A 24302-nucleotide genomic window follows, 5' to 3' on the forward strand; every position below is an offset into this window, starting at 1 on the left:
ACATTCTGTGGAAGGCGGCGTCGGTGGGCGACTCAGAGGCTGAGCGTTTTTCGGGCGTGTCCGAGCAACGCATCAAAACGTGCCCGATCAAGGCGCAAAGCACAGCCATAGCAGGGCTATGGCGCGCGTTTGCAGAGACTAGCGGGTGCGTTTTGGGGTGGTGAGCGGGCATGAACGAAAGACGCTCAGCCTCTCAGATCAAAAACAAGTTCTCCGGCCTGACCGTGCGAGCGCTCGGCTAACGGCGGCAGCGACCAGCGCCCCAAGGACCAGCACCGTCGCCACAGTGAATGTTGTCCGCATCCCTGATGCAATAACAGCGGTATCGGCATTGCCAAAGTTCACCGTGCCCGATGCCATTGCAAAGACCGCACCCATGACCGATGCACCCGTAATGAGGCCGAGATTACGTGACAGATTCAACATGCCTGAGGTGAGTCCCCGCGTTTCGGGCTGCGCATCGACCATGACAGCGGTGTTGTTGGCTGACTGAAAAAGCGCGTAGCTGGAGGTGATGACAACAATCGGTATGACGTAGCCTGCAACACCCCAAGACTGCGGCAGCATGGACAGGGCAAAGCACCCGACAAACATCCCGAAGAGTCCAACTGTTGTGGCTCGCTGTGCACCAAAGCGGTCTACGATGCGCCCCGCAGGAACCCCGGTCAAAGCCGCAGCAATAGGGCCTGTGGACATAACCGCGCCGACGATGCCCGTGTTCAGCTGGAGAGAAAGTCCGAGATAGAACGGACCCACAATCAGCGTGGCCATCATCACTGTCGAGACGAGGGCGCTCATCAAAAGACTCGCACTGAGCACAGGATCACGGAACATTGAGAGGCGAATCAAGGGAGAAGCGGTGTTGCGCTCGGCCCAGATAAACATTCCAAGTCCCATACCGGCAGCCAACAGCAGCAAGATATTGAGCTGGCCAAAATTGCCGCGCCCCATGGTCATCGCAAGCGAGTAGGTAGCCAAGGTCAGGGCCAGAAGCAGCATCCCCCACTTATCGAAGCCTGTCTTTGCTGGATTGGGAACAGTTTGTTCTGCAGGCAAGTAGCGCCGCGCAAGAACAAGAGCCAGCACACCCAGCGGAACGTTGACCAGGAAAATCGACTGCCAACCCAGTTTGGCAATCAGAAGGCCACCGAGTGATGGACCAAGGGCGGTGCCAACGGCCGACATCGTGCCAAGCATGCCCATAGCACCACCAGTCCGCGACTTGGGAACGACGGCACCCACAAAGGCCATGGGCAATGCCATCAAGATGGCGGCGCCGGTTCCCTGAAGGGCCCGTGCAGCAATCAGCAGGTCCAGCCGTGAGCACAAGCTGGCAAAGAATGAAGCTGCTGTAAAAATGACGACGCCAAACATGAAAAGCTGCCTGCGACCGAACAGGTCGCCCAGTCGACCCACGCCGACGATCAGGGTTGTCGTTGCAAGCAGGTAGGCGAGGACGACCCACTGCACTTGCTGGAATGAGGCAGAGAAAGCTTCGGCGAAAGTCGGCAGTGCGACGTTGGCAATGCTGGTGCCAAGAGAGGGCAGCAGCATGCTCAAGGCAAGGCTTGCCATCACTCCTTTCGGAAGTTTTTCTTCAGCAGCGCTTTGAAGCGCAGTGTGGGGGGGGTTCGATGTCGACATTTCTTGTTCCGCCTTTTTTGTGACTCTGAATTTGGAGTCAGGAGGAAGATAGGGCTTCCTCTGGAAAAGCGGAAGACGCACCATTTGCATTGAATAAGTGCACGGGACGCCGTATCAGAGTGCGTGCGTTACTGCATGCTGCCCCTACCGATGCAAGCCACGCTGGCTCATTCGATCAAGGACTGCTGAAGCCGAAGTCGATACATTGCCCGTACTGACCTGGAAAATTGTCTTGCTCGTTTCAACTTTCGTCATAGGTTGGTTCCGATTTAGCGCTTGTCGCCCTATCTCGGAGTCCAAAATTACTCGGCCACGGCACTTGGTCGCACACAAACCACGATCAGCCGCCCAAACCAGCGCTTGGGCCAAGAGTGAGCCCACACAGCGCAGCGCAACCCCGCGTCAAGACCGCAGCGACTCCAGCGGGGTGAGCACGCGCCCTCGCCCAGCCACCAGAAATTCGCGGTAGCCCAGCAGGCCGCGCAGCACGCGGGCCATGGCCATGGCCGCCTGACCCAGCGCCGCGCCCAGTTCGCGGGTGGGCTGCAGCACCTCGCGGTCAAACCGGGTCGGTGCGGCCTGCGCGCAGGCGTCGGACCAGTCGAAATGCACCGGTGCGGTGTCACCGCGCGCAGCCAAAGGCTCCAGCACCAGCCGCATACCCGCAGGCACGACCAGCACATCGCCGGGGCCCAAAAAGTGGTCGCCTGCGCTGTGGGGCGTGGTCCCCGCGGGCTGGCCCTGGGTGGCCCACACCTGGCCGCAGAAAATGCGCAGCACGGCGGTCTGCTTCGGGCGCAGCGTCATGGCGTGGCCGGGGTAGAGGCGCCAGGTTCCGATGGCTGGGCGGCGGCTTGGGGCGGTATGGGGGTGTGGCATGGAAACCTCCTGTGGATGCAATGTGGGGCTTATCTTCTCGCTGCGGCGTGGCTTCGTCCAATGAAATGGCACTAAGCTATTGATTCGATAATCGCATCAATCACTTCAACCCCGACCATGCAACTCACCAGCAGCCACCCCCGCACACGGCCCATTTCAGCCGGACATTTGCGCGCCTTTGAAGCCGTGGCACGGCACCTGAATTTTCGGGCGGCGGGCGAGGAGCTGTCCCTCACACAGAGTGCGGTGAGCCGGCAGATTCAGGCGCTGGAAGACGAGGTGGGCACAGCGCTTTTCTTGCGCCACACGCGGGCCGTGGAACTCACCAGCGCGGGCGCGCAGCTGCTGCGTGCCACAGGCATGGCGCTGGAACGCATTGATGCGGCGGTGCGGCAGATTCGCCAGAGCGCGGGGCGCAAGAGTGTGGCCATCACCACCTGGGCGTCGTTTGCGTCGATGTGGCTGATTCCACGGCTGGAAGCGTTTCAGCGCGAGTACCCGGACATTGACATCCGCATCGACGCATCCGACGCGGCGGTGGACCTGACCACCGCCGATGTGGACCTGGCTTTGCGCTACGCAGTGCCGCAGGCCGCCCCGCCGGGCGCCATTCGCCTGTTTGGCGAGCAACTGACCCCGGTGGCCAGCCCCTGGCTGCTCAAAGAGCACCGGCTCGCCCAAGTGGAAGACCTGGCCAGGATGACGCTGATTGAAGCCGGCGATGCGCACCGCACCCGACACCTGGAATGGCTGACCTGGCAGCGCTGGCTGGACCTGTTTGGCAGCCCCACAAGCACCGGACAGCGCGCGCGCGGCACCAAAGCGGCGGTGGCGCACAAGCTCACGCCGCAGCGCTGGCTGTATTTCAACTACGCGCACCAGATCGTGCAGGCCGCACTCAGCGGCCAGGGCGTGGCGCTGGCGCGGCTGCCGCTGGTGGCCGACAGCCTGACCAGCGGCGCTTTGGTGGAGCCGCTGCCCCACGCGCGCATGGACTCGCCGCTGGTCTACTGGCTGCTGGTGGCCCCGCGCAACCCCATGCGCCCGGAGGTGAAGGCATTTTGCGACTGGCTGCAGCAGCAGGCCGCAGCGACCCGGGAAGCCATCGGCGAGGTGCCCGACCCGGACACGGTGGACCACCTGGATTGATCAGGACGGACACAAAACCGCCCTGGCGTTGCTGCGCCTTGCCGTGCGGGTGTACGGCCTGCGGCTTTGCGTCCATCCTGTTGATGCGCACTGCTGCTGCGTGCGGCCGCTCGGTGGGGCACACTCACCGGCCATCCCATCCCAAGCCATCGACCTTCACCGCACCATGCCCCAGCCCAACCACCACCCCAGCGGCAACCTGCGCAGCATCGTCGCCATGCTGGTGGCGGTGGGCTTTTTTGCGCTCATGGACACGGTGCTCAAGTTGCTTTCCACCCGCTACCCAGTGCTGCAAATTGCGGCGCTGCGCGGCATCACCGCGCTGCCGCTGGTGCTGCTCTACATTGCCTGGCGTGGCGCGTGGCACACGGTGTGGCGGGTGCGCTGGCCGCTGCACCTGCTGCGTGGGGCGCTGGGCATCACCATGCTGTCGCTGTTCACGCTGGGGGTGCGCGAGCTGCCGCTGTCGGCCACCTACACGCTGTTTTTCATTGCGCCGCTGCTGATCACGGTGTTGTCGGTACCGGTGCTGAAAGAGCGTGTGCCCGCCGCCCACTGGTGGGCCGTTGCCGTCGGTTTTGTGGGCGTGCTGATCGCCCTGCGCCCGAGCGGAGAAGACCTGCAAGCCGGTTTTTTCACCCCCGGCGGGCTGGCGGTGCTGGGGGCTGCGCTGTGTTACGCAGTGGCGGCCGTGGCGGGCCGGCTGGCCAGCCGCACCGACAGCAGCGAAAGCATGGTGCTGTCGATGATGGTGATGATGGCCTTGGGCGCTGGCGCGCTGGCCGCGCCCGGCTGGGTGGCCATTCAGCGCACCGACGCCGCGCTGTTGCTGGCACTGGCCATCACCGGCTTTGGCGGACAGCTGGCCATCACCGAAGCGTTTCGCCACGGGCAGGCATCGGCCGTCGCGCCCTTTGAATACAGCGCCCTGGCCTGGGGCGTGGGGCTGGACTGGCTGATCTGGCACAGCCTGCCCGCCGCCCACACCTGGCTGGGCGCGGCGATCATTGTGGGCAGTGGTTTGTATGTGGTGCGGCGAGAAAAGCGCATCACCGAAGTGCACGCCAATGCGGAGCATCCTTGAGGGCCAGGTAGCTGGAGCTTCCAGCTCCAGATGTGGCTTGGTCTTCTTGCACCCCAGAGGACCGGAGCTGGAAGCTCCGGCTACGCGGGGTGCAGATGGAAGGCTGGGTTTTACCGCTCAGGCCACATCACGCCGGTGTCGGCCAGAATCGCGTCCAGCGGCACGTCGTGAATTTCAGGCTGGAGCTGCGGCAGGTAGGCAAAGTCGTAGCCCAGGCCCACGGTGAAGGGTTTGGGCTGCAGGGCGGCCAGGGTGCGGTCGTAAAAGCCGCCGCCGTAGCCCAGCCGGTAGCCGCCCGGCCCGTAACCCACACAGGGCACAAAGATCAGCGTGGGCTCCACCACCTCGGTGTCTTTGGGTTTGGGAATGCCAAAGGCGTCTTCTTCCATCGGGCAACCGGGGTACCAGGTGTAGAAGGTGAGGGTTTTGTCCACCTTGTTGACCACCGGCAGGGCAATGCGGCGGTGCCGCTGGGCACCCTGCGCGTCTTCTTCCAGCCCGGCCTCCTGCCAGCGAAACAGCGCCGGCAAAGGGTCAAACTCGCCTTTGATGGGCCAGTAGGCGCCGATGATGGCGTCGGGCCGCTCAATCAACCAGACCCGCATGACGCGCTGCAACAAATCGTTGCGCCAGGCACGGTCGGCCAGGTTCTGGCGCTTCTCCACCAGCGTTTTTCGCCAAGCGGCTTTTTGTGCCACCACCGCAGATACGGCAGTCTGTTTCTCAGAGGAGGATGGGGAACTTTGACCGTCTTTGTTGTCCATAATCAGCAGATGAAACTGGTAAGCCTGAAACAGGGAAAAGTGATGAAGCGAGGTCTCGCAACCATTATGGCCGCGCTGGCGCTGCAAGCAGCGGCCTGGGCCCAAACCCCTGCCGATACCGCGTTGCTGGAAATGCGCGAAGCATTTCGGCGCAGCAATACGAGCCAGCTGGCCGCCCTGCTGCCCCGCGTGCGCGGCCACGCACTGGAACCGCTGGCCATTTACTGGAACATGAAAGCCCGGCTGGACACCGCTCCAGCCGCGGAGATACGCGCCGCCATGGACCGCATGGCGGGCACCTACTGGGAAGACCGCCTGCGCAACGACTGGCTGCTGCAGCTGGGCAAACGGCGCGACTGGGTCACGTTTGAAACCGAGTTGCCCGCATTCCGCATGAACGACGACCGCCAGGTGCAGTGTTATGCGCTGATGCTGGACGCCGTGGCCGGGCGCACCTCGGGCAGCGAGGCAGCCCGCCAGGTGGCACCGCTGTGGCACGCGCAGCGCGATGTGGACGACGGCTGCGCCACCGCCGCCCAGGCGCTGCTGGAGAGTGGTCACCTCAAGCCCCTGGCGGTGTGGCAGCGCGCCCGCCTGGCCATGGACGCCAACCAGCCCCGCGCGGTGGCCCAAGCCGTGGCCATGCTCGACCCCGACTGGGTCCCGATGATCGAAGCCCTGGCCAAAGACCCGGCGAAATACCTCGACGAAAAGTTCACCGCCATCCGACCACGCACCAAAGAAATGGTGACCCTGGCCACCATTCGCCTGGCCTCCAGCGACCCGACGGCTGCGGCGCAGGAACTGCAACGCAAACGCTGGGTGGCGCAGCTCACGCAAGAAGAGCGCAGCTGGCTCTGGGGCGTGATTGGGCGGCGTTCGGCGCAAAAACTGCAAGACGATGCGCTGACCCATTTTGGCAACGGGCAAGACAGCTTCATGCACAGCGAACACCTGGCCTGGAAGGCGCGCGCCGGCCTGCGCGCGGGTGCCTGGGGTGCTGTGCGCGATGCGATTGCCGCCATGGGCGAGACCCAGCGCGGCGAACCGGTGTGGGTTTACTGGCGCGCACGCGCCTTGCAAGCCCTGAAAGAACCCGATGCCGCCACCGCCGCCGCACAGGCCCGCGCGCTGCTGGAGTCGATCGCATCGCCGCGCGGCTTTTACGAGCAGTTGGCCATGGAGGAGCTGGGTCGCCCGATCACCGTGCCACCCGCCCCGCCCCCGCTCACCGCGCAAGAACAGGCCGCCGCCGACAACCACCCTGGCCTGCGGCGTGCGCTGGCCGCCATGCAGCTGGGCCTGCGCAGCGAAGGCGTGCGCGAATGGCATTACACGGTGGCGCTGCACGCCCCCGGCGGCAAAGCCGAGCGCGAGCTGCTGGCCGCCGCGGCGCTGGCCTGCCGCCACGAGCTGTGGGACCGCTGCATCAACACCAGCAAACGCACACCCGACGCGCTGGACCACAGCCAGCGCTTTCCCATGCCGCACCAGAGCGCTGTGGTGCAACGGGCCAACGCCATTGGCCTGGACCCCGCGTATGTGTACGGGCTGATCCGGCAAGAGAGCCGTTTTGTCATGAATGCCCGCTCGCACGTGGGCGCCTCGGGCCTGATGCAGGTGATGCCCGCCACCGCCCGCTGGACCGCCAACAAAATCGGACTGAGCGACTTCAAGGCCGGGCAGATCAACGAGCTGGACACCAACATCCTGATCGGCACCGCTTACCTGAAATTCGCGCTGGACGACTTTGAGGGCTCGCTGCCCCTGGCTGCCGCCGCCTACAACGCCGGGCCGAACCGCGCCCGTGCCTGGCGCAACGGCCCCGTCTTGCCCGCTGAAATCTGGGCGGAAAACATTCCGTTTGACGAAACACGCGACTACGTCAAGCGCGTGCTGGCCAACACCACCAACTACGCCGCACGCATCACCGGCCAGCCGCAGTCGCTGCGCGCACGGCTGGGTGTGGTGGGGCCGCGCGCCAGCCCGGTGGCCGTGAACCGCGAACTGCCCTGAGCGGCGGGCACGCCGCGATAGTCCGTATTCAACCCCCTGCCCCCCAACCAGACCCATCCATGAAAAACATCCTCGTTCTCGGCGGCACCGGCTTTGTGGGCCGCCATGTGTGCGAAAAACTGCACCGCCTGGGCTGGCGCATCACCGTGCCCACGCGCCGCGCCCTCAACGCCGCCGCTGTGCAACACCTGCCGCGCGTGACGGTGCTCGAAGCCGACGTGCACGACGAGACCCAGCTCACCCGCCTGCTGCCGGGGCACGACGCGGTGGTCAACCTGGTGGCCATCCTGCACGGCAGCGAGGCCGCTTTTGAACACGTGCACGTGGCCCTGCCCGCCAAACTGGCGCGTGCCTGCGCCGCCACCGGTGTGCGCCGCGTGGTGCATGTGAGCGCGCTGGGTGTGAGCCCGGACGGCCCTTCGCTGTACCAGCGCAGCAAAGCCCGCGGTGAAGCCGTGTTGCGCGAGGCCGATCTGGACCTGACGGTGCTGCGCCCGAGCGTGATCTTTGGCGCGGGCGACCGTTTTCTGAACCTGTTTGCGCGCCTGCAAGCGGTGTTTCCGGTGATGCCACTGGCCGGCGCCAGCGCGCGTTTTCAACCCGTGTGGGTGGACGACGTGGCCAGCGCCGTGCTGGCCTGTTTGCAAGCCAGCGACGGGCCCACCAGCACCGTGGGCCAGACCTTTGAATGCGCCGGTCCCGAGGTGCTGACCCTGGGCGAACTGGTGCGCCTGGCCGGGCGCCATGGCAGCACCGAGCGCCCGGTGTTGCCGCTGCCCATGGCCGTGGGCCGGCTGCAAGCGCTGATGATGGAGCTGGCCCCGGGTGAGCCGCTCATGAGCCGCGACAACCTGGCCGCCATGTCGGTGGACAACGTGGCCAGCGGCCAGTGCCCGGGTTTGTCGGCGCTGGGCATTGTGCCGGCGCGGGTGGAAGCGGTGGCGCCCAGCTACCTGGGCAACCGCGGCGGGCGCAGCGCCTTGCTGCAGGCACGGCAAGGCGCCGGGCGGCGCTGACCGAGCGCCACCATTCCGACGAAAAAAACCACCCGATCCTTGGGACCGGGTGGCCGAATGAGACCCCGTCTCAGATGAAGCGTGTTCGTGTGTTTGTAAGGCCTCAGCCCCTCACTCTCTCAGCCTCTCCGCAGAGGCCGGTCAGAACTCACCCTTGGAGCCGCGCTGCATCATTTCCCAGATGGTGTCCCGCACGGCTTGGGCTTCTTCCTTCAGGGGCGAGGGCAGTTTGCGGCCCATCTTGACCATCATGTCCATGTTCAGCGTGTAGAGCCACAGGCTGCCATCGTCGTGCTCCACCATGCTGATGCGACAAGGCAAATAGGCGGCCATGTGCGGGCTGAAGTCCACCATCTTGCGGGCGGTGGCGGGGCTGCAGAAGGAATACACGGTCAGCAACTTTTCCTTCTTGCCCGAGCGGGCTTCGAGCTCCTTGGACAGGGGCAAGGTACCCACATCGCGCATGTTGCGCTCCACCGCCACCAGCTTGAAGATTTCCTCCACTTCACTGGCCTTCAGACCAGGCTTGACCTTGGCCTCCCAGGTGGTGGCCACGGCGATGTCGCCATTGCCTTCGATCCATCGGTCCCACATGCGCGAGGCTTCTGCCCCGGCGCCGTCTTCGAGTTTGCCGATGGTGGCCAGGCTGCCACAACCGGTGGTGGCAAACAAGGTGGCCGCCAGGGCCAGACCGATGGAGATGCGCTTGAAGATAAGCATGAAACGGGTCCTCTTTGTCCGTGGATGAAAAAACTGCGGTTTGACATTTGTCAACGTCTTGCACCCTCTAAGGTATCGAATCAACCCCATCTCGTCATTGGTGACTACCCTAGGGGGTAGGGTAGTCAAGCGCAAAACCGCAACGATTAGGGATTGCATGCAAGCGTGCAAGGGCATTTCTTTGGCAAACTCAGGCATAGCCTCATTTACAGGAACCACCATGGCAGTTACCCCAGCCAAAACCACGGCCGATGCAGCCACCGCAGCCCCCACGGCAGCCACCTACCGGTCCGAACACCAGCGCGACGTGATCAACCGCCTCAAGCGCATTGAAGGCCAGGTGCGCGGCCTGATCGACATGGTGGAAAGCGGTCGCCCATGCGAAGACGTGGCGCAACAGATGTCGGCCGCCCGCAAGGCCATGGACAAGGCCTTCTACCGCATGATGGCCTGCTCGGTCATGGAAGCGGTGTCGGGCTCCGAGTCGGAAGTGGACACCTTCCGCGAAGTCGAACGCTCCACGCGCATTCTGGAAAAGTACGCCTGATCCAGCGCGGGGTGGTCGCCAAAAGCCCGCATCAATGCGCGGGCGTTTTTGCATCAATGCGGCGCCTGCCAGGCTTTAGCATGCAGGCTCTGACAAGGAACCCACATGGCGCTGCAACTCTACATTGGCAACAAAAATTATTCGTCCTGGTCCATGCGCCCCTGGGTGCTGCTGACGCAGGCGGGTATCGCGTTCGAAGAAATCATGATCCGCTTCGACTCGTTCGAGTCGAACTCCACCTTCAAACGGCAGCTGCGCGGCATCAACCCCGTGGGCAAGGTGCCGGTGCTGGTGGACGACGGCTTTGCCGTGTGGGACACGCTGGCCATTGCCGAATACCTGGCCGAGCGTTTTCCTGAAAAAGCCCTGTGGCCCGCCGATGGGCGGGCACGGGCGCGGGCCCGCAGCGTGTGCGCCGAAATGCACAGCGGCTTTGGTGCGCTGCGCAGCCACTGCCCCATGAACATCGAAGCCAGCCTGCCCGAGGTGGGCCGCCTGATCTGGCGCGACCAGGCCGGTGTGCGCGCTGACGTGGCCCGCCTGTGCGGCCTGTGGGGCGAGCTGCTGGCAGCGCAACCCGCGCACATGCCCGATGGCACCAGCCCGCTGCTGTTTGGCACCTTCAGCATTGCCGACGCCTACTTTGCACCGGTGTGCATGCGCCTGAAAACCTACGGCCTGCCCCTGCCGGCCGACCTGGCCGCCTATGTGGACCGCGTGGCCTCATTGCCTGGCGTGGTGGCCTGGGTGCAAGGCGCGTTGGCTGAGCACGACTTTCTGGACTTCGAAGAGCCTTACCGGCTGGGGCGCTGAAGCCCGCACGCCAGCTTGGGCGGTTCCCAGAATGCGGTGGCGGCCTTGCCGCCGGGCGGCAAACACGCTCTAAACTTCCCTGCATGAAGATTTACCTGGTGGGCGGCGCGGTGCGCGACGCCCTGATGCAGCAAGACCCCACGGCCACCCCACCCGCCCACGTTGACCGCGACTGGGTGGTGGTGGACGCCACGCCCAAGGCCATGCAAGCGCAGGGCTACCTGCCTGTGGGGCGCGACTTTCCGGTGTTTCTGCACCCGAAAACGCGCGAAGAATATGCGCTGGCCCGCACCGAACGCAAAACCGCGCCGGGCTACCACGGCTTCGCCTTCCACGCCGAACCCGGCGTGACGCTGGAAGACGATCTGGCGCGGCGCGACCTGACCATCAACGCCATGGCAGTGAGCGAAGCCGAGGCCGACGACCCGGCCAACGCCTATGTCATCGACCCCTACGGCGGCCGCCGCGACCTGCAGGCCCGCGTGTTGCGCCATGTGACGACATCGTTTGCCGAAGACCCGGTGCGCATTTTGCGGCTGGCGCGGTTTGCGGCCCGCTTCCCCGACTTTTCGGTGGCCCCGGAAACGCTGGACCTGATGCGCCACATGGTGGACCACGGCGAGGTGGACCACCTGGTGCCCGAGCGGGTGTGGCAAGAACTGTCGCGCGGGCTCATGGAACAGCGCCCCAGCCGCATGTTTGAGGTGCTGCGCGCTTGCGGTGCGCTGGTGCGCCTGCTGCCCGAGGTGGACCGGCTCTGGGGCGTGCCCCAGCGCGCCGACTACCACCCCGAAGTGGACACCGGCGTGCACCTGATGATGGTGCTGGACATGAGCGCCCGCCTGGCCGCGCCGCTGCCGGTGCGCTTTGCCTGCCTGGGCCACGACCTGGGCAAAGGCACCACGCCGGCCGACGTGCTGCCGCGCCACATCGGCCACGAAGAACGCAGTGCCCAGCTGCTGCGTGGCCTGTGTGAGCGCTGGCGCGTGCCGCGCGAAAGCCGCGAGCTGGCCGACGTGGTGGCCCGCGAACACGGCAACGTCCACCGCAGCACCGACTTTGGCGCGGCCGCGCTGCTGCGCCTGCTGGAACGCTGCGACGCGCTGCGCCGCCCCGAACGGTTTGACGAGGTGCTGCTGGCCTGCGAATGCGATGCACGCGGGCGTCTGGGCTTCGAGGACAGCACCTATCCGCAGCGCGAGCTTCTGCTGCGCGCGCTGGCCGCAGCCAGCGCAGTGGACCCCGAACCGCTGGCCGCGCGGGTCACAGCCAGCCTGCCCGACGACGCGACTGCGCACAACCGCGCCCAACTGGGTCCGCGCATCGCACAGGCCATCCACAGTGCACGCTCGGAAGCGGTCGCCACGGCTCTCAATGTGCCCAGGGACTGATTGAACCATCGGCACCGCCGGAATGGGCCTGAAAATGCCCTTACCGGTATCTGTATCCTGTTTGTCGTCTGGCGTCAACCCGCAGCTTCCCACCTCCCCAAAAAATACCCATGCCGGTATTCTGCTGATCTTCAACCACCAACATGGACCGAGGAGACAATCAGATGCCACACGCTCAAACACAAGCACAGCACCCCATCCGCACAGCACTGGCGGCCGCCCTGATCGGAGGCATTGCCTTGCCCGCCGCCGCCACCAACGGCATGAATCTGGAAGCCTACGGGGCCAAGGCCGGGGGCATGGGCGGCGCCTCGTTCGCTTATGAAAACGGCAACTCGGCCATCATGAACAACCCGGCCACGCTGGGCCTGCGCCAAGAAGGCGGCAACATCGGCGTCGGACTGACGCTGCTGATGCCGGACGTGGCAACGCGAATGAACCACCCGTTGGCAGGTCCGATGACGGCGCCATCGGACGGTGACCAATACTGGATGCCCTCGCTGTCTTACATCCGCAAGTCGGGCAAGTTCACGTACGGCGCCGGCATGTTGGCCCAAGGGGGTATGGGTACCGAATACGGCAGCAGCTCTTTTCTGTCCAACGGCACCGGCCTGCCCATGCGTTCCGAGGTGGGACTCGGCCGCCTGATGTTCCCGCTGGCCTACAACGTCAACGACAACTTCACCGTGGCCGGCCAGCTGGACTATGTGTGGGCCAGCATGGACGTGCAAATGCTCATGCCCGACGGCTCGGGCCATGCCAGCTTCAGCGACAACAACGACTTCACGGGCGAAGCCGCTGGCAACGGCTGGGCGTTCAAACTGGGCGCCCACTACAAGGTCTCCTCTGCACTGGCCTTCGGTGCGGCCTACCACAGCAAGACCAACATCGGTGACCTGCAAGGCAACGGCACCTTCACCATGCTCCCAGGGGGTATTCAGGTTCCTACGCAATTCAAGGTGGTGGACTTTCAGTGGCCCGAAACGTACGGCGTCGGCGTGGCCTGGCAGGCCACACCGACCCTGATGCTGGCCGCCGACATCAAGCACCTGGGCTGGAAGGACAGCATGAAAGATTTCCGCCTGGGCATGAACATGGGCGGGGCCTGGATGGTGGGAGCAATGCCGCAGAACTGGAAAGACCAGACCGTCATCATGGTCGGCGGTCAGTACATGCTGGCACCCGGCCTGGCCCTGCGCGCCGGCTACAACCACGCCAGCAACCCCGTGCCCGATGGCACGCTCAACCCGCTGTTCCCGGCCACGATCGAGTCCCACTACACCTTCGGGGTGGGCTGGAATATCGGCGGAGGCCATGCGGTGGCGGCCTCGCTCGCCGTTGCGCCCAAGGTGACCCGCACCAACCCGAACATGTTCGGTGCCGGCATGCCCGGCACGGTCTCGCACAGCCAGAAAACCCTGCGCGTGAACTACAACTACAGTTTTTGACGCCGGATGTGCAGACGCCACCCGGCGCAACCACCGGCCAAGCGGCTGTGCGGCTGAGAAGCTGAGAGGTTCCATGGCGCAGATCGGGCCCCGCGAAAACGCGGCGGTGGTCCGGTCGCGCCACACCCTGGTCATGCGGGTATGCCGGTGTGGCACAAGCCATCGCCAATGCCCCCTGTGCCGGGATAATGAGGGCATGGCCCACCTCCTGATTGTTGAAGACGACGAACTGCTGCGCGACGGGCTGAGTGCCCAGTTGATGCAGGCCGGTCACCGCATCGACACCGCCGCCGACGGCCAACAGGCACTGCAGTTGCTGCAGACCGTGTTGTTCGACGGTGTGGTGCTTGATCTCGGTCTGCCCAAGGTGGACGGACTGACCGTGCTGCGCACCTTGCGCCAGCGCTTGCCGGCACTGCCGGTGCTGATCCTGACCGCGCGCGACGGCGTGGAAGACCGGGTGGCCGGCCTCAACGCCGGGGCCGACGACTACCTGACCAAACCCTTCAACCTGGACGAATTGCGGGCACGCCTGCAGTCCATGCTGCGCCGCGCCAGCCTGCCGGCGTTTGGCAACACCACGACCACACGGGGTGCTGGCGTGGGCCAGCTGCGGCTGGACCCGCAGCTGCCGCGCGCCTGGCTGGGCGACGAAGCGATTGACCTGACGCAGCGCGAATGGGCCTTGCTCGACCTGCTGGTGCGCCACAGCGGCCAGGTGGTGAGCCGCGAAGACGTGCTGGAGGCGTGGCAGTCAGACCCCGGCGAGCCGGGCACGGTGGCGTCGAATGCGCTGGAGGTGTATGTGCACCGCCTGCGGCGCAAGCTGGCGGGCGCGCCGCTGAACATCCGCAATGTGCGCGGCCTGGGCTACATGCTGGAAACCACCGCCGCCTGAGCGCTTGAGAGACTGAGAGTCCGCTTCGGCCGCTTTGCCCATGCCCGCCCCCGCCCTGCTTTCGCTGCGCCGCCAGTTGTTGCTGTGGCTGCTGCTGCCCCAGCTGGTGCTGTGGGCCGGTGGCGGTCTGCTGACCTACCGCATTGCGCTGTCTTACGCCGAAAAAGGCATTGACCAGTCGCTCACCCAGTCGGTGCGGGCGCTGGCGCGGCAGGTCAAGCCGGTGGGTTCGGGCTTGCTGATCGACTTTCCCCGGGCCGCACAAGACGTGCTGGAGCAAGACCCGGACGACCGCATCAGCTACATGGTGTCGTCACCGCCTGGGCAGTTTTTGCTGGGCAACCAGCGCCTGCCCCAGCCCACCGAAACACCGGCCGGGCCCGGCGAACCCTTGCTGTACGGTGGCCTGCTGGACGGCAAGCCGCTGCGCATTGTGGCCATGGATGTGCAGTACGGCACAGGCGCCACGCCACAGACCCTGCGCGTGCAAGTGGGCAAGGGTATGGCGGTGCAACAGCGCATTGCCCGCGAACTGGTGGCCGACATGCTGGCGCCGCTGCTGGCGCTGGGCGTGCTGCTGAGCCTGCTGGTGTACGGCGGCATCCGCCGTGGGCTGGCGCCGTTGACGCGGCTCACGGCCCAGCTGGAACACCGCTCGGTGAACGCGCTGTCGCCCATTGGCATGACGCAGGCCCCCAGCGAAGTGCATGCGCTGGTGCAGGCGGTGAACGGCCTGCTTGACGAGGTGGCGCGCAGCGTGAACCAGGAAAAGCGCTTCATCAACGACGCCGCGCACCAACTGCGCACGCCACTGGCCGGGCTGATCAGCCAGGTGGAACTGGCCCAGCGCGAAACCACCGACCCCGCGCTGTCGCAGCGGCTGGCCAAGGTGCTCACCGGCGCCCAGCGCAGCGCCCACCTGGTGCACCAGCTGCTCACGCTGGCCCGCACCGAAACGCGCGCCCGCAGCGAGCCGCTGGACCTGCCGGTGCTGGCGCGCGAAGTGGCCCGCGAATGGACACCCCGGGCGCTGGCCGCCGGCATGGACCTGGGCTACGAGGGCGAAGACCACCTGCTGATGCAGGGCGACCCGCTGCAACTGCGCGAAGCCATGGCCAACCTGATCGACAACGCGCTGCGCTACACGCCGCGCGGCAGCACCATCACCCTGCAGGTGCAGGCCCAGCCCAGCGGCGCGCTGCTGGCCGTGGAAGACAACGGCCCGGGCCTCAGCGACGACGACCGGGCGCACGTGTTCCAGCGCTTCTGGCGCGCCAGCGAACAGCCCGGCGGCTGCGGTCTGGGCCTGGCCATCGTGCGCGAGATCGCCCGGCGCCACGGCGGCGACGCGACCGTGGCGCCGGTGCTCCCGCAGGGCTTGCGGGTGGTGCTGGCGCTGGATACACCAGCGCTCGCCCGCCCGAACGCCGGCCCCTGACCCGGCCCATCCGGCCCCCCGCTTTCCGTCTCGTATAGTCGCCCGACCGCATCCTGAGTCCCGAACCCCGCATACCGAATCCCCGAACCATGCCCGAAAAACCCCTGCCCCAGCCACCCCGACCGCTCAGCCCCGAGGCGGAAGGTGCCGTGGAACTGCAGGCCGAGCCCGGGCACCTGATCCGCCGGGCGCACCAGGCGGCGGTGTCGACCTTTCATGAAACCCATGGCCGCCAGGTGACACCGGTGCAATACGCCATCCTGCGCGCGCTGCAGGACAGCCCTGGCATCGACCAGGTGACACTGGCCGACAAGGTGGCGCTCGACACCTCCACCACCGCCGACATCGCCACCCGGCTGGAGGCCAAGGGCTGGATCGTGCGCGAGCTGCTGCCGCGGCGCCAGCGCGCCCTGCGCCTCACGCCCGAAGGCGACGCCGTGCTGGCCCACATGCTGCCGCGTGTGGCGCCCATGTACCGCCAGCTGCTGGCGCCACTGGAGCCCGCCGAGCAAGCGGAATTCCTGCGCCTGTTGCGCAAGTTCGTGCAGTTCAACACCCCATCACCCAGCGACCCGGATTCGGGAAAACCCGAGGGCTGAACCCCTTGCCACCAACCCTTGGCGTCCGTACAATGCACTTCATTCAGCATACTGAATGACTCCACCACCACACCTTCGGAGACACCGCATGTTCCCCCTCAACACCTGGTACGTCGCTGCCCGCAGCGAAGAAATCCCGTTCGACCGCCCGCTCGGCCGACGCATCTGCAACCAGCCCATGGCCCTGTTCCGCAACAGCGCCGGCCTGGTGGCCGCTGTGCTCGATTTCTGCCCCCACCGGGGTGCGCCGCTGTCGCTCGGCAAGGTGGAGGGCGACACCCTGGTCTGCGGCTACCACGGCCTGGCCATGGGCTGCGACGGCAAGACCGTCTCGATGCCCTGCCAGCGCGTGCGCGCGTTCCCGGCCATCCAGAGCTTCCCGGTGCACGAGGCGCACGGTTTCGTGTGGGTCTGGCCGGGCGACGCCGCGCTGGCCGACACCGCGCTGGTGCCCAAGTTCGAGTGGCAGGACAACCCCGCCTTCGGCTACGGCGGCGGCCTGTACCACATCGCCTGCGACTACCGGCTCATGATCGACAACCTGATGGACCTGACGCACGAGACCTATGTGCACTCGACCAGCATCGGCCAGAAGGAGATCGACGAAGTGCCGTGCCAGACGCGCGTGGACGGCGAGCACGTGATCACCGAGCGCTACATGGAAGGCATCGAGGCGCCGCCGTTCTGGAAGATGGCGCTGCGCATGAACGGCCTGCCCGATGACAAGCCGGTGGACCGCTGGCAGATCTGCCACTTCACGCCGCCCAGCCACGTGATGATCGAGGTCGGCGTGGCGCTGGCCGGCAACGGCGGCCACGCCGCGCCCGACGCGGTGAAAGCGGCCAGCTGGGTGGTCGACTTCATCACCCCCGAGACCGACACCTCGATGCACTACTTCTGGGGCATGGCGCGCAAGTTCAAGCCGCAGGATGCGTCGCTCACCGAGCAGATCCGCGAAGGCCAGGGCAAGATTTTTGCGGAAGACCTGGAGATGCTGGAGCGCCAGCAGAAGAACCTGAGCGCCTTCCCGGACCGCAAGCTGCTCATGCTCAACATCGACACCGGCGGCGTGCAGTCGCGCAAGCTGATCGACCGCGCGCTCGCGGTGGAACAGCCAGCCACCGCCTGACGCACCGGCCGAACCACCATGAGCGAACCCCAAACCCCCTTGCTGGTGCGCGTGGTGCGCAAGCACACCGAAGCGCTGGACATCTGCAGCCTGGACCTGGTGGCCGAGCCCGGCCACACCCTGCCCGCCTTCAGCGCCGGCGCGCACCTTGACGTCGCGCTGCCCAACGGCCTGGTGCGCCAGTACTCGCTGTGCAACCCGCCCGGCGAAACGGGCCGCTACCAGATCGCGGTGCTGCGCGATGCCGCCTCGCGCGGTGGCTCGCAGGCGGTGCACGAAGCCGTGGCCGAAGGCGCCACCCTGCGCATCAGCGCGCCGAAAAACCACTTCCCGCTCGCCACCGATGCGCCGCACCACCTGCTGCTGGCCGGCGGCATCGGCATCACGCCGATGCTGGCCATGGCCGAGCACCTGAGCAGCCAGGGTGAGTGTTTCGAACTGCACCACTGCACGCGCTCGCGCGAACGCACGCCCTTCACGGAGCGGGTGGCGGCCTCGGCGTTCGCGCGCCATTCCCACCACCACTTCGACGACGGCGAAGCCGCACAGAAGCTCGACATCGCCGCCACGCTGCAGCGCGCGCCCGCCGGCACGCACCTCTATGTGTGCGGCCCGCAAGGCTTCATGGACGCGGTGCTCAACGCCGGGCGCGCCGCCGGCTGGCCCGAGGAGCGCCTGCACCGCGAGTACTTCGCCGCGGCGCCGGTGGACCACAGCCACGACGGCGGCTTCGAGCTGGAGATCGCCAGCAGCGGCCGCGTGATCCCGGTGCGCGCCGACCAGAGCGCGCTGGCCGCGCTGCTTGAAGCCGGCCTGGACATCCCCATGTCGTGCGAGCAGGGTGTGTGCGGCACCTGCCTGACACGCGTGAAAGCCGGCACGCCCGACCACCGCGACCAGTACCTCACGCCCGAAGAACAGGCCGCGAACGACCAGTTCCTGCCCTGCTGTTCGCGCGCCAGCAGCACACGGCTTGTTCTGGACTTGTAAAAGCATGCCAGCGCTAACCGGCGCGAAGTGATCCTTTCCAGAAATACCGTCGGGCCGGCTTTGCCGGACGACTGGTATCGCCCCCTTGAGGGGGTCGCGCGAAGCGCGGCGGGGGTGTTTCCTATACCGGCAGCACCGTGGTCTCGAACACCTCCTTGAGGCACACAAAGGTGCGCACCTGGCGCACACCCGGCAGCGCGATCAGCTGGGCGCTGTGCATGTCGTTGAACGAGTCGATGCCCTGGATGCGCAGCTTGACGAAGTAGTCGAACTCGCCCGTCACCAGCTGCACCTCCAGGCAACCGGTGAGCTTGGCCGCGGCCTTCTCGAACGCGGCGAACGAGTCCGGCGTGGACCGGTCCAGCACCACACCAATGATCACCAGCCCCGTGTAGCCCAGCGCGCGCGGGTCGGCCAGCGCCACCGTCTTGCGGATCACCCCTGAAGCGCGCAGCCGCGCCACCCGCCGCGAACAGGCCGGCGGGCTGAGGTGGGTGCGTTCGGCCAGTTCCAGGTTGGGCAGGGAGGCGTCCTGCTGCAGCAGCTCCAACAGTTTGCGGTCGATGCGGTCGAGTGGCGTTTCCATAGCTGAAACCTTCATTTGTTGCGTCATATAGCCATTTCACACCATCTATTCGTTGAAATCCATCGAATAAGCATTCAGGGCTGCTTTTGAAGGACATGTTTGCAATTCGTAGCACCTGCTCGGTCCTACGATGAACTTCGTTTTCACCCCACCGGAGTTCGCCCCATGCCCACGTGCTTTGCCGCCATGACGCTGTACGCACCGGGGCTGCAAGCGCTCCTACACACCAGGACCATTGACGCCATGACCACCACCACCCACCCCCTGAACCTGCAGAAATTCCCCCGCCACCCGCTCACCTTCGGCCCCAGCCCCATCACACCGCTCAAACGGCTGAGCGCCCACCTGGGCGGCAAGGTGCAGCTCTACGCCAAGCGCGAAGACTGCAACAGCGGCCTGGCCTTCGGCGGCAACAAGACCCGCAAGCTCGAATACCTGATCCCGGAAGCCATCGCCGGTGGCTACGACACGCTGGTGTCGATCGGCGGCATCCAGTCCAACCAGACGCGACAGGTGGCCGCCGTGGCCGCGCACCTCGGCATGAAGTGCGTGCTGGTGCAGGAGAACTGGGTCAACTACTCCGACGCCGTGTACGACCGCGTGGGCAACATCGAGATGAGCCGAATCATGGGCGCCGACGTGCGGCTGGACGCGGCCGGTTTTGACATCGGCATCCGCCCCAGCTGGGAACAGGCCATGGACGACGTGAAGAAGGCCGGCGGCAAGCCCTTCCCCATCCCCGCCGGCTGCTCCGAGCACCCCTATGGCGGCCTGGGCTTCGTGGGTTTTGCCGAAGAGGTGCGCCAGCAGGAAGCCGAGCTGGGTTTCCGGTTCGACTACATCGTGGTCTGCTCGGTGACGGGCAGCACACAGGCCGGCATGGTGGTGGGCTTCGCGGCGGACGGCCGTGCCCGCAAAGTGATCGGCATCGACGCCTCGGCCAAGCCCGAGCAGACCCACGCGCAGATCCTGCGCATCGCGCAGAACACGGCCCAACTGGTGGAACTGAACCAGGACATCACCGCCGACGACGTGGTGCTCGACACGCGCTACGGCGGCCCCGAATACGGCCTGCCCAACGAAGGCACGCTGGAAGCCATCCGCCTGTGTGCGCGGCAGGAAGGCATGCTCACCGACCCCGTGTACGAAGGCAAGTCCATGCACGGCATGATCGACAAGGTGCGCCGCGGCGAATTCCCCGAAGGCTCGCGCGTGCTGTACGCCCACCTGGGCGGCGTGCCGGCGCTCAACGCGTACAGCTTTCTGTTCAGGAACGGCTGAAAGCCGCCGAGCTTGACGCGACCCCAAACAGCGGCGCGCCGTGCCTTCACTCCCTCGCCCCTCTGGGGAGTGGGTTGGGGTGTGGGGCCAGGCCTGTCCATACGCCTCTACCTTGGATCGCATGACGTGACCTGACGGGGGTCGTGTCCAGTTCAGGTCGTCCGAGAAATAGTGATCTCCGCAGGAACGATGGCCGGTCTGAGTTGTATGGCCGACACCGGAACGCCAGTACGGAACTCCATCTTGAACGTCCGCTGCCCCCAACTGCAAACTGGTGCTCTCGACCCGTTGCTGTCATCCAGCCATTGGCCTCATAGCCGTCGCATCCCTGGTGCTTTGTCCGGCAAGACCTTTGGAATAAAACTTAAACGCTAGAGTAAACTTACAAGGTGATCGGCTGGCCTTACCAGCTATCTCGGTGAGGTGTTTCGAACTTGGTCAGATTTGTCGAATCTGTTATATCTGCTCACCGGCCTACCAGAGTGAGCCAACTGGTTGATTTCAAAAACTTTTCGGAGGCGGCGCGCACTTTGTTTGTTGACCGCTGTTGTGAGTATTCGCTGCCTGGACAGATAAACCGCAAGTTTGACGGCGGTCCAACATGCAGTTTTTCAAGGAAACACAAATGCAGGTGAACTTTTGGATTGCACCCACAGACGTAAATTTAGTTCCGATGGAAAATGCAAGACGACTGGTCGAAGAATATTTTCACAACCCGGAAGACTTACCTGATTTCGGTTGCGAAACAATGCGTGTTCACGTCTTCCCACGGCTTACGTACATTGACGGTTATGATGGGTATTTTCCAATGATGACCATTGGTTGCCCCAACTGTCTTGCGGCCATTCCAACTACTGAGACCTGGGCTCAAGAGTTACATGAACACTTGGTTGACGAAGAAGAACTCGATTTGGATGCTTACCGTGTCATTACTCCGTGTTGTAGTACAGACGTTTCTGCACTCCAGCTCGATTTCAAAGGTTACGGTGGATTTACTAGGTTTGCTGTTGAACTTGTTGACGTTAGCTATGAAGGTTCAGACAAGGAGCTGTTGGACAAAGCGAAGAAGATATTAGGATGCGATCTCCGCAAAATCGAGATATGGTACACGTGAAACCATACCCGACCTCCGCAAGGTCTAACTTGCTAGTAAACTCGGACGATTAGCCTCTGTTGCATTAGTCGTTGAGCATCACAAACTCTAGTCGCTTCAGTACTTTGGTTTCATAGTAAATAGGCCTGAGAAAGTCCCACAATGGATGAAAAACCGCTTCCACTTTCCGAAGAATATGGACCGATCCAACGTCTCTTTGAGCATGAGTGTACTAGTGCCGTCGTGCTGACGCGGCAGAAATCTGGCAAGACAATAGATAATGCCGCTTTTACTTTTTTTAAGATTGGACGCTATTGGTTCCGTATTTTTCTATCGAATCAAGTCATATCTTGCAGGCTGGATGACTTGTATTCTCCAAAGTATGGCTTGATCGAAGACGGTTACTCCTATAAGCGGACAGATTTGTCCCCTCTGATTCTTGCGGATACAGCTCGAATCACAGATGTATACCTCACTCAAGGTTTTAACTACACAAAGAGTGTGTTCAACTTTACACACAGTCGGTCTCTTCAGCTTCGCTACTATCAGGATAGCGGTAGAACGCTGCTTTCAATCATTTAGTTGACAAAGTCATCAAAATAATATTGACCTGCTCAACAAAGGGTTGGAATCGATGCTCCAAGGCGCGCGGCTCAGCCTTGGCGGTTGAGCGACCGCGGTTCTCCTTATGACCGTAGACTGCTCCTGGCCGAAACCGCAAGTTCGCGGTCAAGTCCGCCAGCGGTCCTTGGTCATGCGCCGTTCCTTCGGACCGGTGCATGACCAAAAAAATGCCTGCCGCACTGCTGACGGAACTATCCAGCGTTGTACCCCGGGCAGGGCGCAAATCTCAAGGCGCGCTCAAACTGATTGATCAGCGGGATACGCTCGATCAAAAAGAACTTCAGATCGTCCGCTCCCGTCCTGGACATGAATTCCAGCATGTTCTTGGTGGTATTCGATACCAGCGCCAGAAGTGCGGCCCTCGACTTCTCAAGGCATTCCGGCACCTGGAGCATCTCAACATCTCGCCGGATCGTCTGCATTGAGGCAATGGGTCCGACCAAAGCAGATCGATCTGCCGCAATGGCCAACTGTTCGGCATCAATCCATCGCCGATAGATCATCAGCATAGGAAGTGCTTGGGCGGGCGCCTTCTTGATCGGGTTGGGAGCAACGTAAGTACCCATGGCCGGCGCCGCAATTCCCATCCGCTGTGGATCTGTGGCTTCGCCGCAGGGAAAGTCCTGGAAAGTGATGTGTCCACTTGGCGTGGTGCATTTGAAGATTGCAAACGTTGACCCGGTGTACAGAGTGAGCACGGCCATCAACCAAATATTCCAGAGCTTCATTGCACAGGCCTTAAAAAACAGGGGGCGCGCAGAGAGTTTACGGGAGCCTCCAATTCTCAGCGAGACCTGAGTCGTTGTTGCGTTCCTTCATATCGCGAGTCCCCACCCCAACCCACCCCCAGAGCGGGAGGGAGTCGTTGCTCAGACCGCGTGCAGCGGCAGCGCCGTCTTGTAGCGCACCTGCTTGAGCGCAAAACTGGAGCGGATTTTTTCCAGCCCGGGAATCGGCGAGAGCTGCTCCAGGATGAACCGCTCCAGCGCCCCGATGTCGGCCACGGCCACGCGCAGCAGGTAGTCGCTGTCGCCCGACATCAGGTAGCACTCCATCACCTCGTCGTGCTCGGCGATGCGGCGCTCGAACTCGGCCAGCGCGGCCTTGGACTGCTCTTTCAGGCTGACCGAGATGAACACGTTGAGCCCGAGCCCCAAAGCCTTGGGGTCGGCCAAGGCCACATAGCGCTGGATCACGCCTTCGTTTTCCAGCGCCTTCACCCGCACCAGGCAGGGCGATGGCGAAAGATTCACCCGCCGCGCCAGCTCCACGTTGCTGAGCGATCCGTCTTCCTGCAGTTCGGACAGTATGCGGATATCGATAGCATCCAAAGCCATAAACACTTTCAAAAATTGATTTTGAAGCAGTTTATGCTGTTTTACGCCAGAATGCGGCACCCACTCAAAAGCACATGTGGTCAAAAAACCCTTACAGTAACCCATGACTGACACCCGCCAAGCCCGTTATCTCAACACCCCGGAAAGCGATACCGACCCCTCCGAAACAGCGGAGTGGCGAGAAGCGTTGACCGCGTTGCTGGCCTCACAAGGGCCCGAGCGCGCACGCTTCATGCTCGACGAGATGGCGCGCCTGGCACGGGGCCAGCGCATCGGCTGGCAACCCGAGCTGAACACGCCCTACATCAACACCATCGGGGTGGAAGACCAGCCCGCCTTTCCCGGCGACCTCGCGGTGGAAGAGCGCCTGGCCTCGCTGATGCGCTGGAACGCACTGGCCATGGTGGTGCGGGCCAACCAGGCGTACGGTGAGCTCGGTGGTCACATCGCCAGCTACGCCAGCGCGGCCGATCTGTTCGAGACCGGCTTCAACCACTTTTTCAAAGCCGGGCGCCAGGGCGATCTGGTGTTCTTCCAGCCGCACAGCGCTCCGGGTGTGTATGCGCGGGCTTTCCTGGAAGGCCGCCTGAGCGAGGCCGACCTGTTGCACTACCGCCAGGAGATCACCGCGCCGGCCAGTGGCGCGCGCGGCCTCTCCAGCTACCCGCACCCATGGCTGATGCCGGACTTCTGGCAGTTCCCCACCGGCTCCATGGGCATCGGCCCCATCAGCTCGATCTACCACGCGCGCTTCATGCGCTACCTCACGCACCGGCAGTTGCTGAACTGTGAAGGCAGAAAAGTGTGGGGCGTGTTCGGCGACGGCGAGATGGACGAGCCCGAGAGCATGAGCGCG

22 protein-coding genes and 1 pseudogene are annotated in these 24302 nt (G+C 64.2%); 16 read left to right on the plus strand and 7 right to left on the minus strand.

The window, feature by feature from the left end:
- Window positions 1-198 precede the first annotated feature (198 nt).
- Window positions 199-1734 carry an MFS transporter gene (locus tag Q7J58_RS05835; protein ID WP_304824738.1) on the minus strand — a complete coding sequence of 512 codons (1536 nt, stop codon included), beginning with the start codon at window positions 1732-1734 and terminating at the stop codon, window positions 199-201.
- A gap of 312 nt (window positions 1735-2046) precedes the next feature.
- A complete protein-coding gene (locus tag Q7J58_RS05840) occupies window positions 2047-2523 on the minus strand; it encodes a DUF2917 domain-containing protein (RefSeq protein ID WP_304824741.1) in 477 nt (158 codons plus the stop codon).
- 117 nt (window positions 2524-2640) lie between these two features.
- Between Q7J58_RS05840 and Q7J58_RS05845 the strand changes: the two genes are divergently transcribed.
- Window positions 2641-3672, plus strand: coding sequence for a LysR substrate-binding domain-containing protein (locus Q7J58_RS05845; protein WP_304824744.1), 1032 nt, complete (start codon window positions 2641-2643; stop codon window positions 3670-3672).
- A 166-nt stretch (window positions 3673-3838) separates the two neighbouring features.
- Window positions 3839-4756: a DMT family transporter gene (locus Q7J58_RS05850; protein WP_304824747.1), complete on the plus strand. Its 918-nt coding sequence runs from the start codon at window positions 3839-3841 to the stop codon at window positions 4754-4756.
- A gap of 110 nt (window positions 4757-4866) precedes the next feature.
- Here the strand turns inward: Q7J58_RS05850 and Q7J58_RS05855 are convergent, their stop codons facing one another.
- The gene (locus tag Q7J58_RS05855) at window positions 4867-5454 is read right to left on the minus strand and encodes a 5-formyltetrahydrofolate cyclo-ligase (protein WP_304824750.1); all 588 of its coding nucleotides are present in this window, start codon (window positions 5452-5454) and stop codon (window positions 4867-4869) included.
- 108 nt (window positions 5455-5562) lie between these two features.
- On the opposite strand from Q7J58_RS05855, the gene Q7J58_RS05860 reads away from it, so the two are divergent.
- The gene (locus tag Q7J58_RS05860) at window positions 5563-7536 is read left to right on the plus strand and encodes a lytic transglycosylase domain-containing protein (protein WP_304824753.1); all 1974 of its coding nucleotides are present in this window, start codon (window positions 5563-5565) and stop codon (window positions 7534-7536) included.
- A gap of 59 nt (window positions 7537-7595) precedes the next feature.
- Window positions 7596-8552, plus strand: a complete 957-nt coding sequence (locus Q7J58_RS05865; RefSeq protein ID WP_304824755.1) for a complex I NDUFA9 subunit family protein — start codon at window positions 7596-7598, stop codon at window positions 8550-8552.
- A gap of 141 nt (window positions 8553-8693) precedes the next feature.
- On the opposite strand, the gene Q7J58_RS05870 is transcribed toward Q7J58_RS05865, so the two are convergent.
- Window positions 8694-9272, minus strand: coding sequence for a DUF302 domain-containing protein (locus Q7J58_RS05870; protein ID WP_304824758.1), 579 nt, complete (start codon window positions 9270-9272; stop codon window positions 8694-8696).
- 220 nt (window positions 9273-9492) lie between these two features.
- Between Q7J58_RS05870 and Q7J58_RS05875 the strand changes: the two genes are divergently transcribed.
- The 9 genes from Q7J58_RS05875 to Q7J58_RS05915 all read left to right on the plus strand — a co-directional run bounded on the left by Q7J58_RS05875 (window position 9493) and on the right by Q7J58_RS05915 (window position 18525).
- The gene (locus tag Q7J58_RS05875; RefSeq protein ID WP_304824761.1) at window positions 9493-9819 is read left to right on the plus strand and encodes a metal-sensitive transcriptional regulator; all 327 of its coding nucleotides are present in this window, start codon (window positions 9493-9495) and stop codon (window positions 9817-9819) included.
- Between the two features lie 105 nt (window positions 9820-9924).
- Entirely contained in the window at window positions 9925-10632 is a 708-nt protein-coding gene (locus Q7J58_RS05880) for a glutathione S-transferase family protein (RefSeq protein WP_304824764.1), read from the plus strand.
- A gap of 83 nt (window positions 10633-10715) precedes the next feature.
- On the plus strand, window positions 10716-12023 hold the full coding sequence (locus tag Q7J58_RS05885; RefSeq protein ID WP_304824767.1) for a multifunctional CCA addition/repair protein: 1308 nt from the start codon (window positions 10716-10718) through the stop codon (window positions 12021-12023).
- A gap of 164 nt (window positions 12024-12187) precedes the next feature.
- A complete protein-coding gene (locus tag Q7J58_RS05890) occupies window positions 12188-13471 on the plus strand; it encodes an outer membrane protein transport protein (RefSeq protein WP_304824770.1) in 1284 nt (427 codons plus the stop codon).
- A gap of 196 nt (window positions 13472-13667) precedes the next feature.
- Window positions 13668-14369 carry a response regulator transcription factor gene (locus Q7J58_RS05895; RefSeq protein WP_304824773.1) on the plus strand — a complete coding sequence of 234 codons (702 nt, stop codon included), beginning with the start codon at window positions 13668-13670 and terminating at the stop codon, window positions 14367-14369.
- Window positions 14370-14409: 40 nt separating this feature from the next.
- The gene (locus Q7J58_RS05900; RefSeq protein WP_304824776.1) at window positions 14410-15807 is read left to right on the plus strand and encodes a sensor histidine kinase; all 1398 of its coding nucleotides are present in this window, start codon (window positions 14410-14412) and stop codon (window positions 15805-15807) included.
- 89 nt (window positions 15808-15896) lie between these two features.
- A complete protein-coding gene (locus Q7J58_RS05905; RefSeq protein WP_304824779.1) occupies window positions 15897-16406 on the plus strand; it encodes a MarR family transcriptional regulator in 510 nt (169 codons plus the stop codon).
- Window positions 16407-16494: 88 nt separating this feature from the next.
- Window positions 16495-17535 (plus strand): aromatic ring-hydroxylating dioxygenase subunit alpha, encoded by a 1041-nt coding sequence (locus tag Q7J58_RS05910; RefSeq protein WP_304824782.1) that lies wholly within the window; start codon window positions 16495-16497, stop codon window positions 17533-17535.
- Between the two features lie 18 nt (window positions 17536-17553).
- Window positions 17554-18525 (plus strand): PDR/VanB family oxidoreductase, encoded by a 972-nt coding sequence (locus Q7J58_RS05915; protein ID WP_304824785.1) that lies wholly within the window; start codon window positions 17554-17556, stop codon window positions 18523-18525.
- Between the two features lie 121 nt (window positions 18526-18646).
- On the opposite strand, the gene Q7J58_RS05920 is transcribed toward Q7J58_RS05915, so the two are convergent.
- Complete coding sequence (locus tag Q7J58_RS05920) at window positions 18647-19111, minus strand: Lrp/AsnC family transcriptional regulator (protein ID WP_304824788.1); 465 nt, start codon at window positions 19109-19111, stop codon at window positions 18647-18649.
- Window positions 19112-19375: 264 nt separating this feature from the next.
- On the opposite strand from Q7J58_RS05920, the gene Q7J58_RS05925 reads away from it, so the two are divergent.
- Together Q7J58_RS05925 and Q7J58_RS05930 are read left to right on the plus strand one after the other, a co-directional pair.
- The gene (locus tag Q7J58_RS05925) at window positions 19376-20392 is read left to right on the plus strand and encodes a 1-aminocyclopropane-1-carboxylate deaminase (protein ID WP_304824801.1); all 1017 of its coding nucleotides are present in this window, start codon (window positions 19376-19378) and stop codon (window positions 20390-20392) included.
- 601 nt (window positions 20393-20993) lie between these two features.
- A complete protein-coding gene (locus tag Q7J58_RS05930) occupies window positions 20994-21506 on the plus strand; it encodes a hypothetical protein (RefSeq protein ID WP_304824791.1) in 513 nt (170 codons plus the stop codon).
- 794 nt (window positions 21507-22300) lie between these two features.
- Here the strand turns inward: Q7J58_RS05930 and Q7J58_RS05935 are convergent.
- Entirely contained in the window at window positions 22301-22837 is a 537-nt protein-coding gene (locus Q7J58_RS05935; RefSeq protein WP_304824794.1) for a hypothetical protein, read from the minus strand.
- A 141-nt stretch (window positions 22838-22978) separates the two neighbouring features.
- A complete protein-coding gene (locus tag Q7J58_RS05940) occupies window positions 22979-23446 on the minus strand; it encodes an Lrp/AsnC family transcriptional regulator (RefSeq protein WP_304824796.1) in 468 nt (155 codons plus the stop codon).
- Between the two features lie 103 nt (window positions 23447-23549).
- Between Q7J58_RS05940 and Q7J58_RS05945 the strand changes: the two are divergent.
- Window positions 23550-24302 (plus strand): annotated as a pseudogene (locus Q7J58_RS05945) (pyruvate dehydrogenase (acetyl-transferring), homodimeric type); the annotation flags it as partial.

This window comes from Hydrogenophaga sp. (assembly GCF_030656115.1).
Classification (GTDB): domain Bacteria; phylum Pseudomonadota; class Gammaproteobacteria; order Burkholderiales; family Burkholderiaceae_C; genus Hydrogenophaga.

Excerpts from the sequence above, each read along its gene's own strand:
- Q7J58_RS05865 (WP_304824755.1), top strand. The coding sequence starts at position 7,596 with ATGAAAAACATCCTCGTTCTCGGCGGCACCGGCTTTGTGGGCCGCCAT.
- Q7J58_RS05940 (WP_304824796.1), bottom strand. The coding sequence starts at position 23,446 with ATGGCTTTGGATGCTATCGATATCCGCATACTGTCCGAACTGCAGGAA.
- Q7J58_RS05900 (WP_304824776.1), top strand. The coding sequence starts at position 14,410 with ATGCCCGCCCCCGCCCTGCTTTCGCTGCGCCGCCAGTTGTTGCTGTGG.
- Q7J58_RS05885 (WP_304824767.1), top strand. The coding sequence starts at position 10,716 with ATGAAGATTTACCTGGTGGGCGGCGCGGTGCGCGACGCCCTGATGCAG.
- Q7J58_RS05920 (WP_304824788.1), bottom strand. The coding sequence starts at position 19,111 with ATGGAAACGCCACTCGACCGCATCGACCGCAAACTGTTGGAGCTGCTG.
- Q7J58_RS05915 (WP_304824785.1), top strand. The coding sequence starts at position 17,554 with ATGAGCGAACCCCAAACCCCCTTGCTGGTGCGCGTGGTGCGCAAGCAC.
- Q7J58_RS05835 (WP_304824738.1), bottom strand. The coding sequence starts at position 1,734 with ATGCAAATGGTGCGTCTTCCGCTTTTCCAGAGGAAGCCCTATCTTCCT.
- Q7J58_RS05850 (WP_304824747.1), top strand. The coding sequence starts at position 3,839 with ATGCCCCAGCCCAACCACCACCCCAGCGGCAACCTGCGCAGCATCGTC.
- Q7J58_RS05905 (WP_304824779.1), top strand. The coding sequence starts at position 15,897 with ATGCCCGAAAAACCCCTGCCCCAGCCACCCCGACCGCTCAGCCCCGAG.
- Q7J58_RS05860 (WP_304824753.1), top strand. The coding sequence starts at position 5,563 with ATGAAGCGAGGTCTCGCAACCATTATGGCCGCGCTGGCGCTGCAAGCA.
- Q7J58_RS05875 (WP_304824761.1), top strand. The coding sequence starts at position 9,493 with ATGGCAGTTACCCCAGCCAAAACCACGGCCGATGCAGCCACCGCAGCC.
- Q7J58_RS05840 (WP_304824741.1), bottom strand. The coding sequence starts at position 2,523 with ATGCCACACCCCCATACCGCCCCAAGCCGCCGCCCAGCCATCGGAACC.
- Q7J58_RS05895 (WP_304824773.1), top strand. The coding sequence starts at position 13,668 with ATGGCCCACCTCCTGATTGTTGAAGACGACGAACTGCTGCGCGACGGG.
- Q7J58_RS05890 (WP_304824770.1), top strand. The coding sequence starts at position 12,188 with ATGCCACACGCTCAAACACAAGCACAGCACCCCATCCGCACAGCACTG.
- Q7J58_RS05880 (WP_304824764.1), top strand. The coding sequence starts at position 9,925 with ATGGCGCTGCAACTCTACATTGGCAACAAAAATTATTCGTCCTGGTCC.
- Q7J58_RS05910 (WP_304824782.1), top strand. The coding sequence starts at position 16,495 with ATGTTCCCCCTCAACACCTGGTACGTCGCTGCCCGCAGCGAAGAAATC.
- Q7J58_RS05930 (WP_304824791.1), top strand. The coding sequence starts at position 20,994 with ATGCAGTTTTTCAAGGAAACACAAATGCAGGTGAACTTTTGGATTGCA.
- Q7J58_RS05935 (WP_304824794.1), bottom strand. The coding sequence starts at position 22,837 with ATGAAGCTCTGGAATATTTGGTTGATGGCCGTGCTCACTCTGTACACC.
- Q7J58_RS05845 (WP_304824744.1), top strand. The coding sequence starts at position 2,641 with ATGCAACTCACCAGCAGCCACCCCCGCACACGGCCCATTTCAGCCGGA.
- Q7J58_RS05870 (WP_304824758.1), bottom strand. The coding sequence starts at position 9,272 with ATGCTTATCTTCAAGCGCATCTCCATCGGTCTGGCCCTGGCGGCCACC.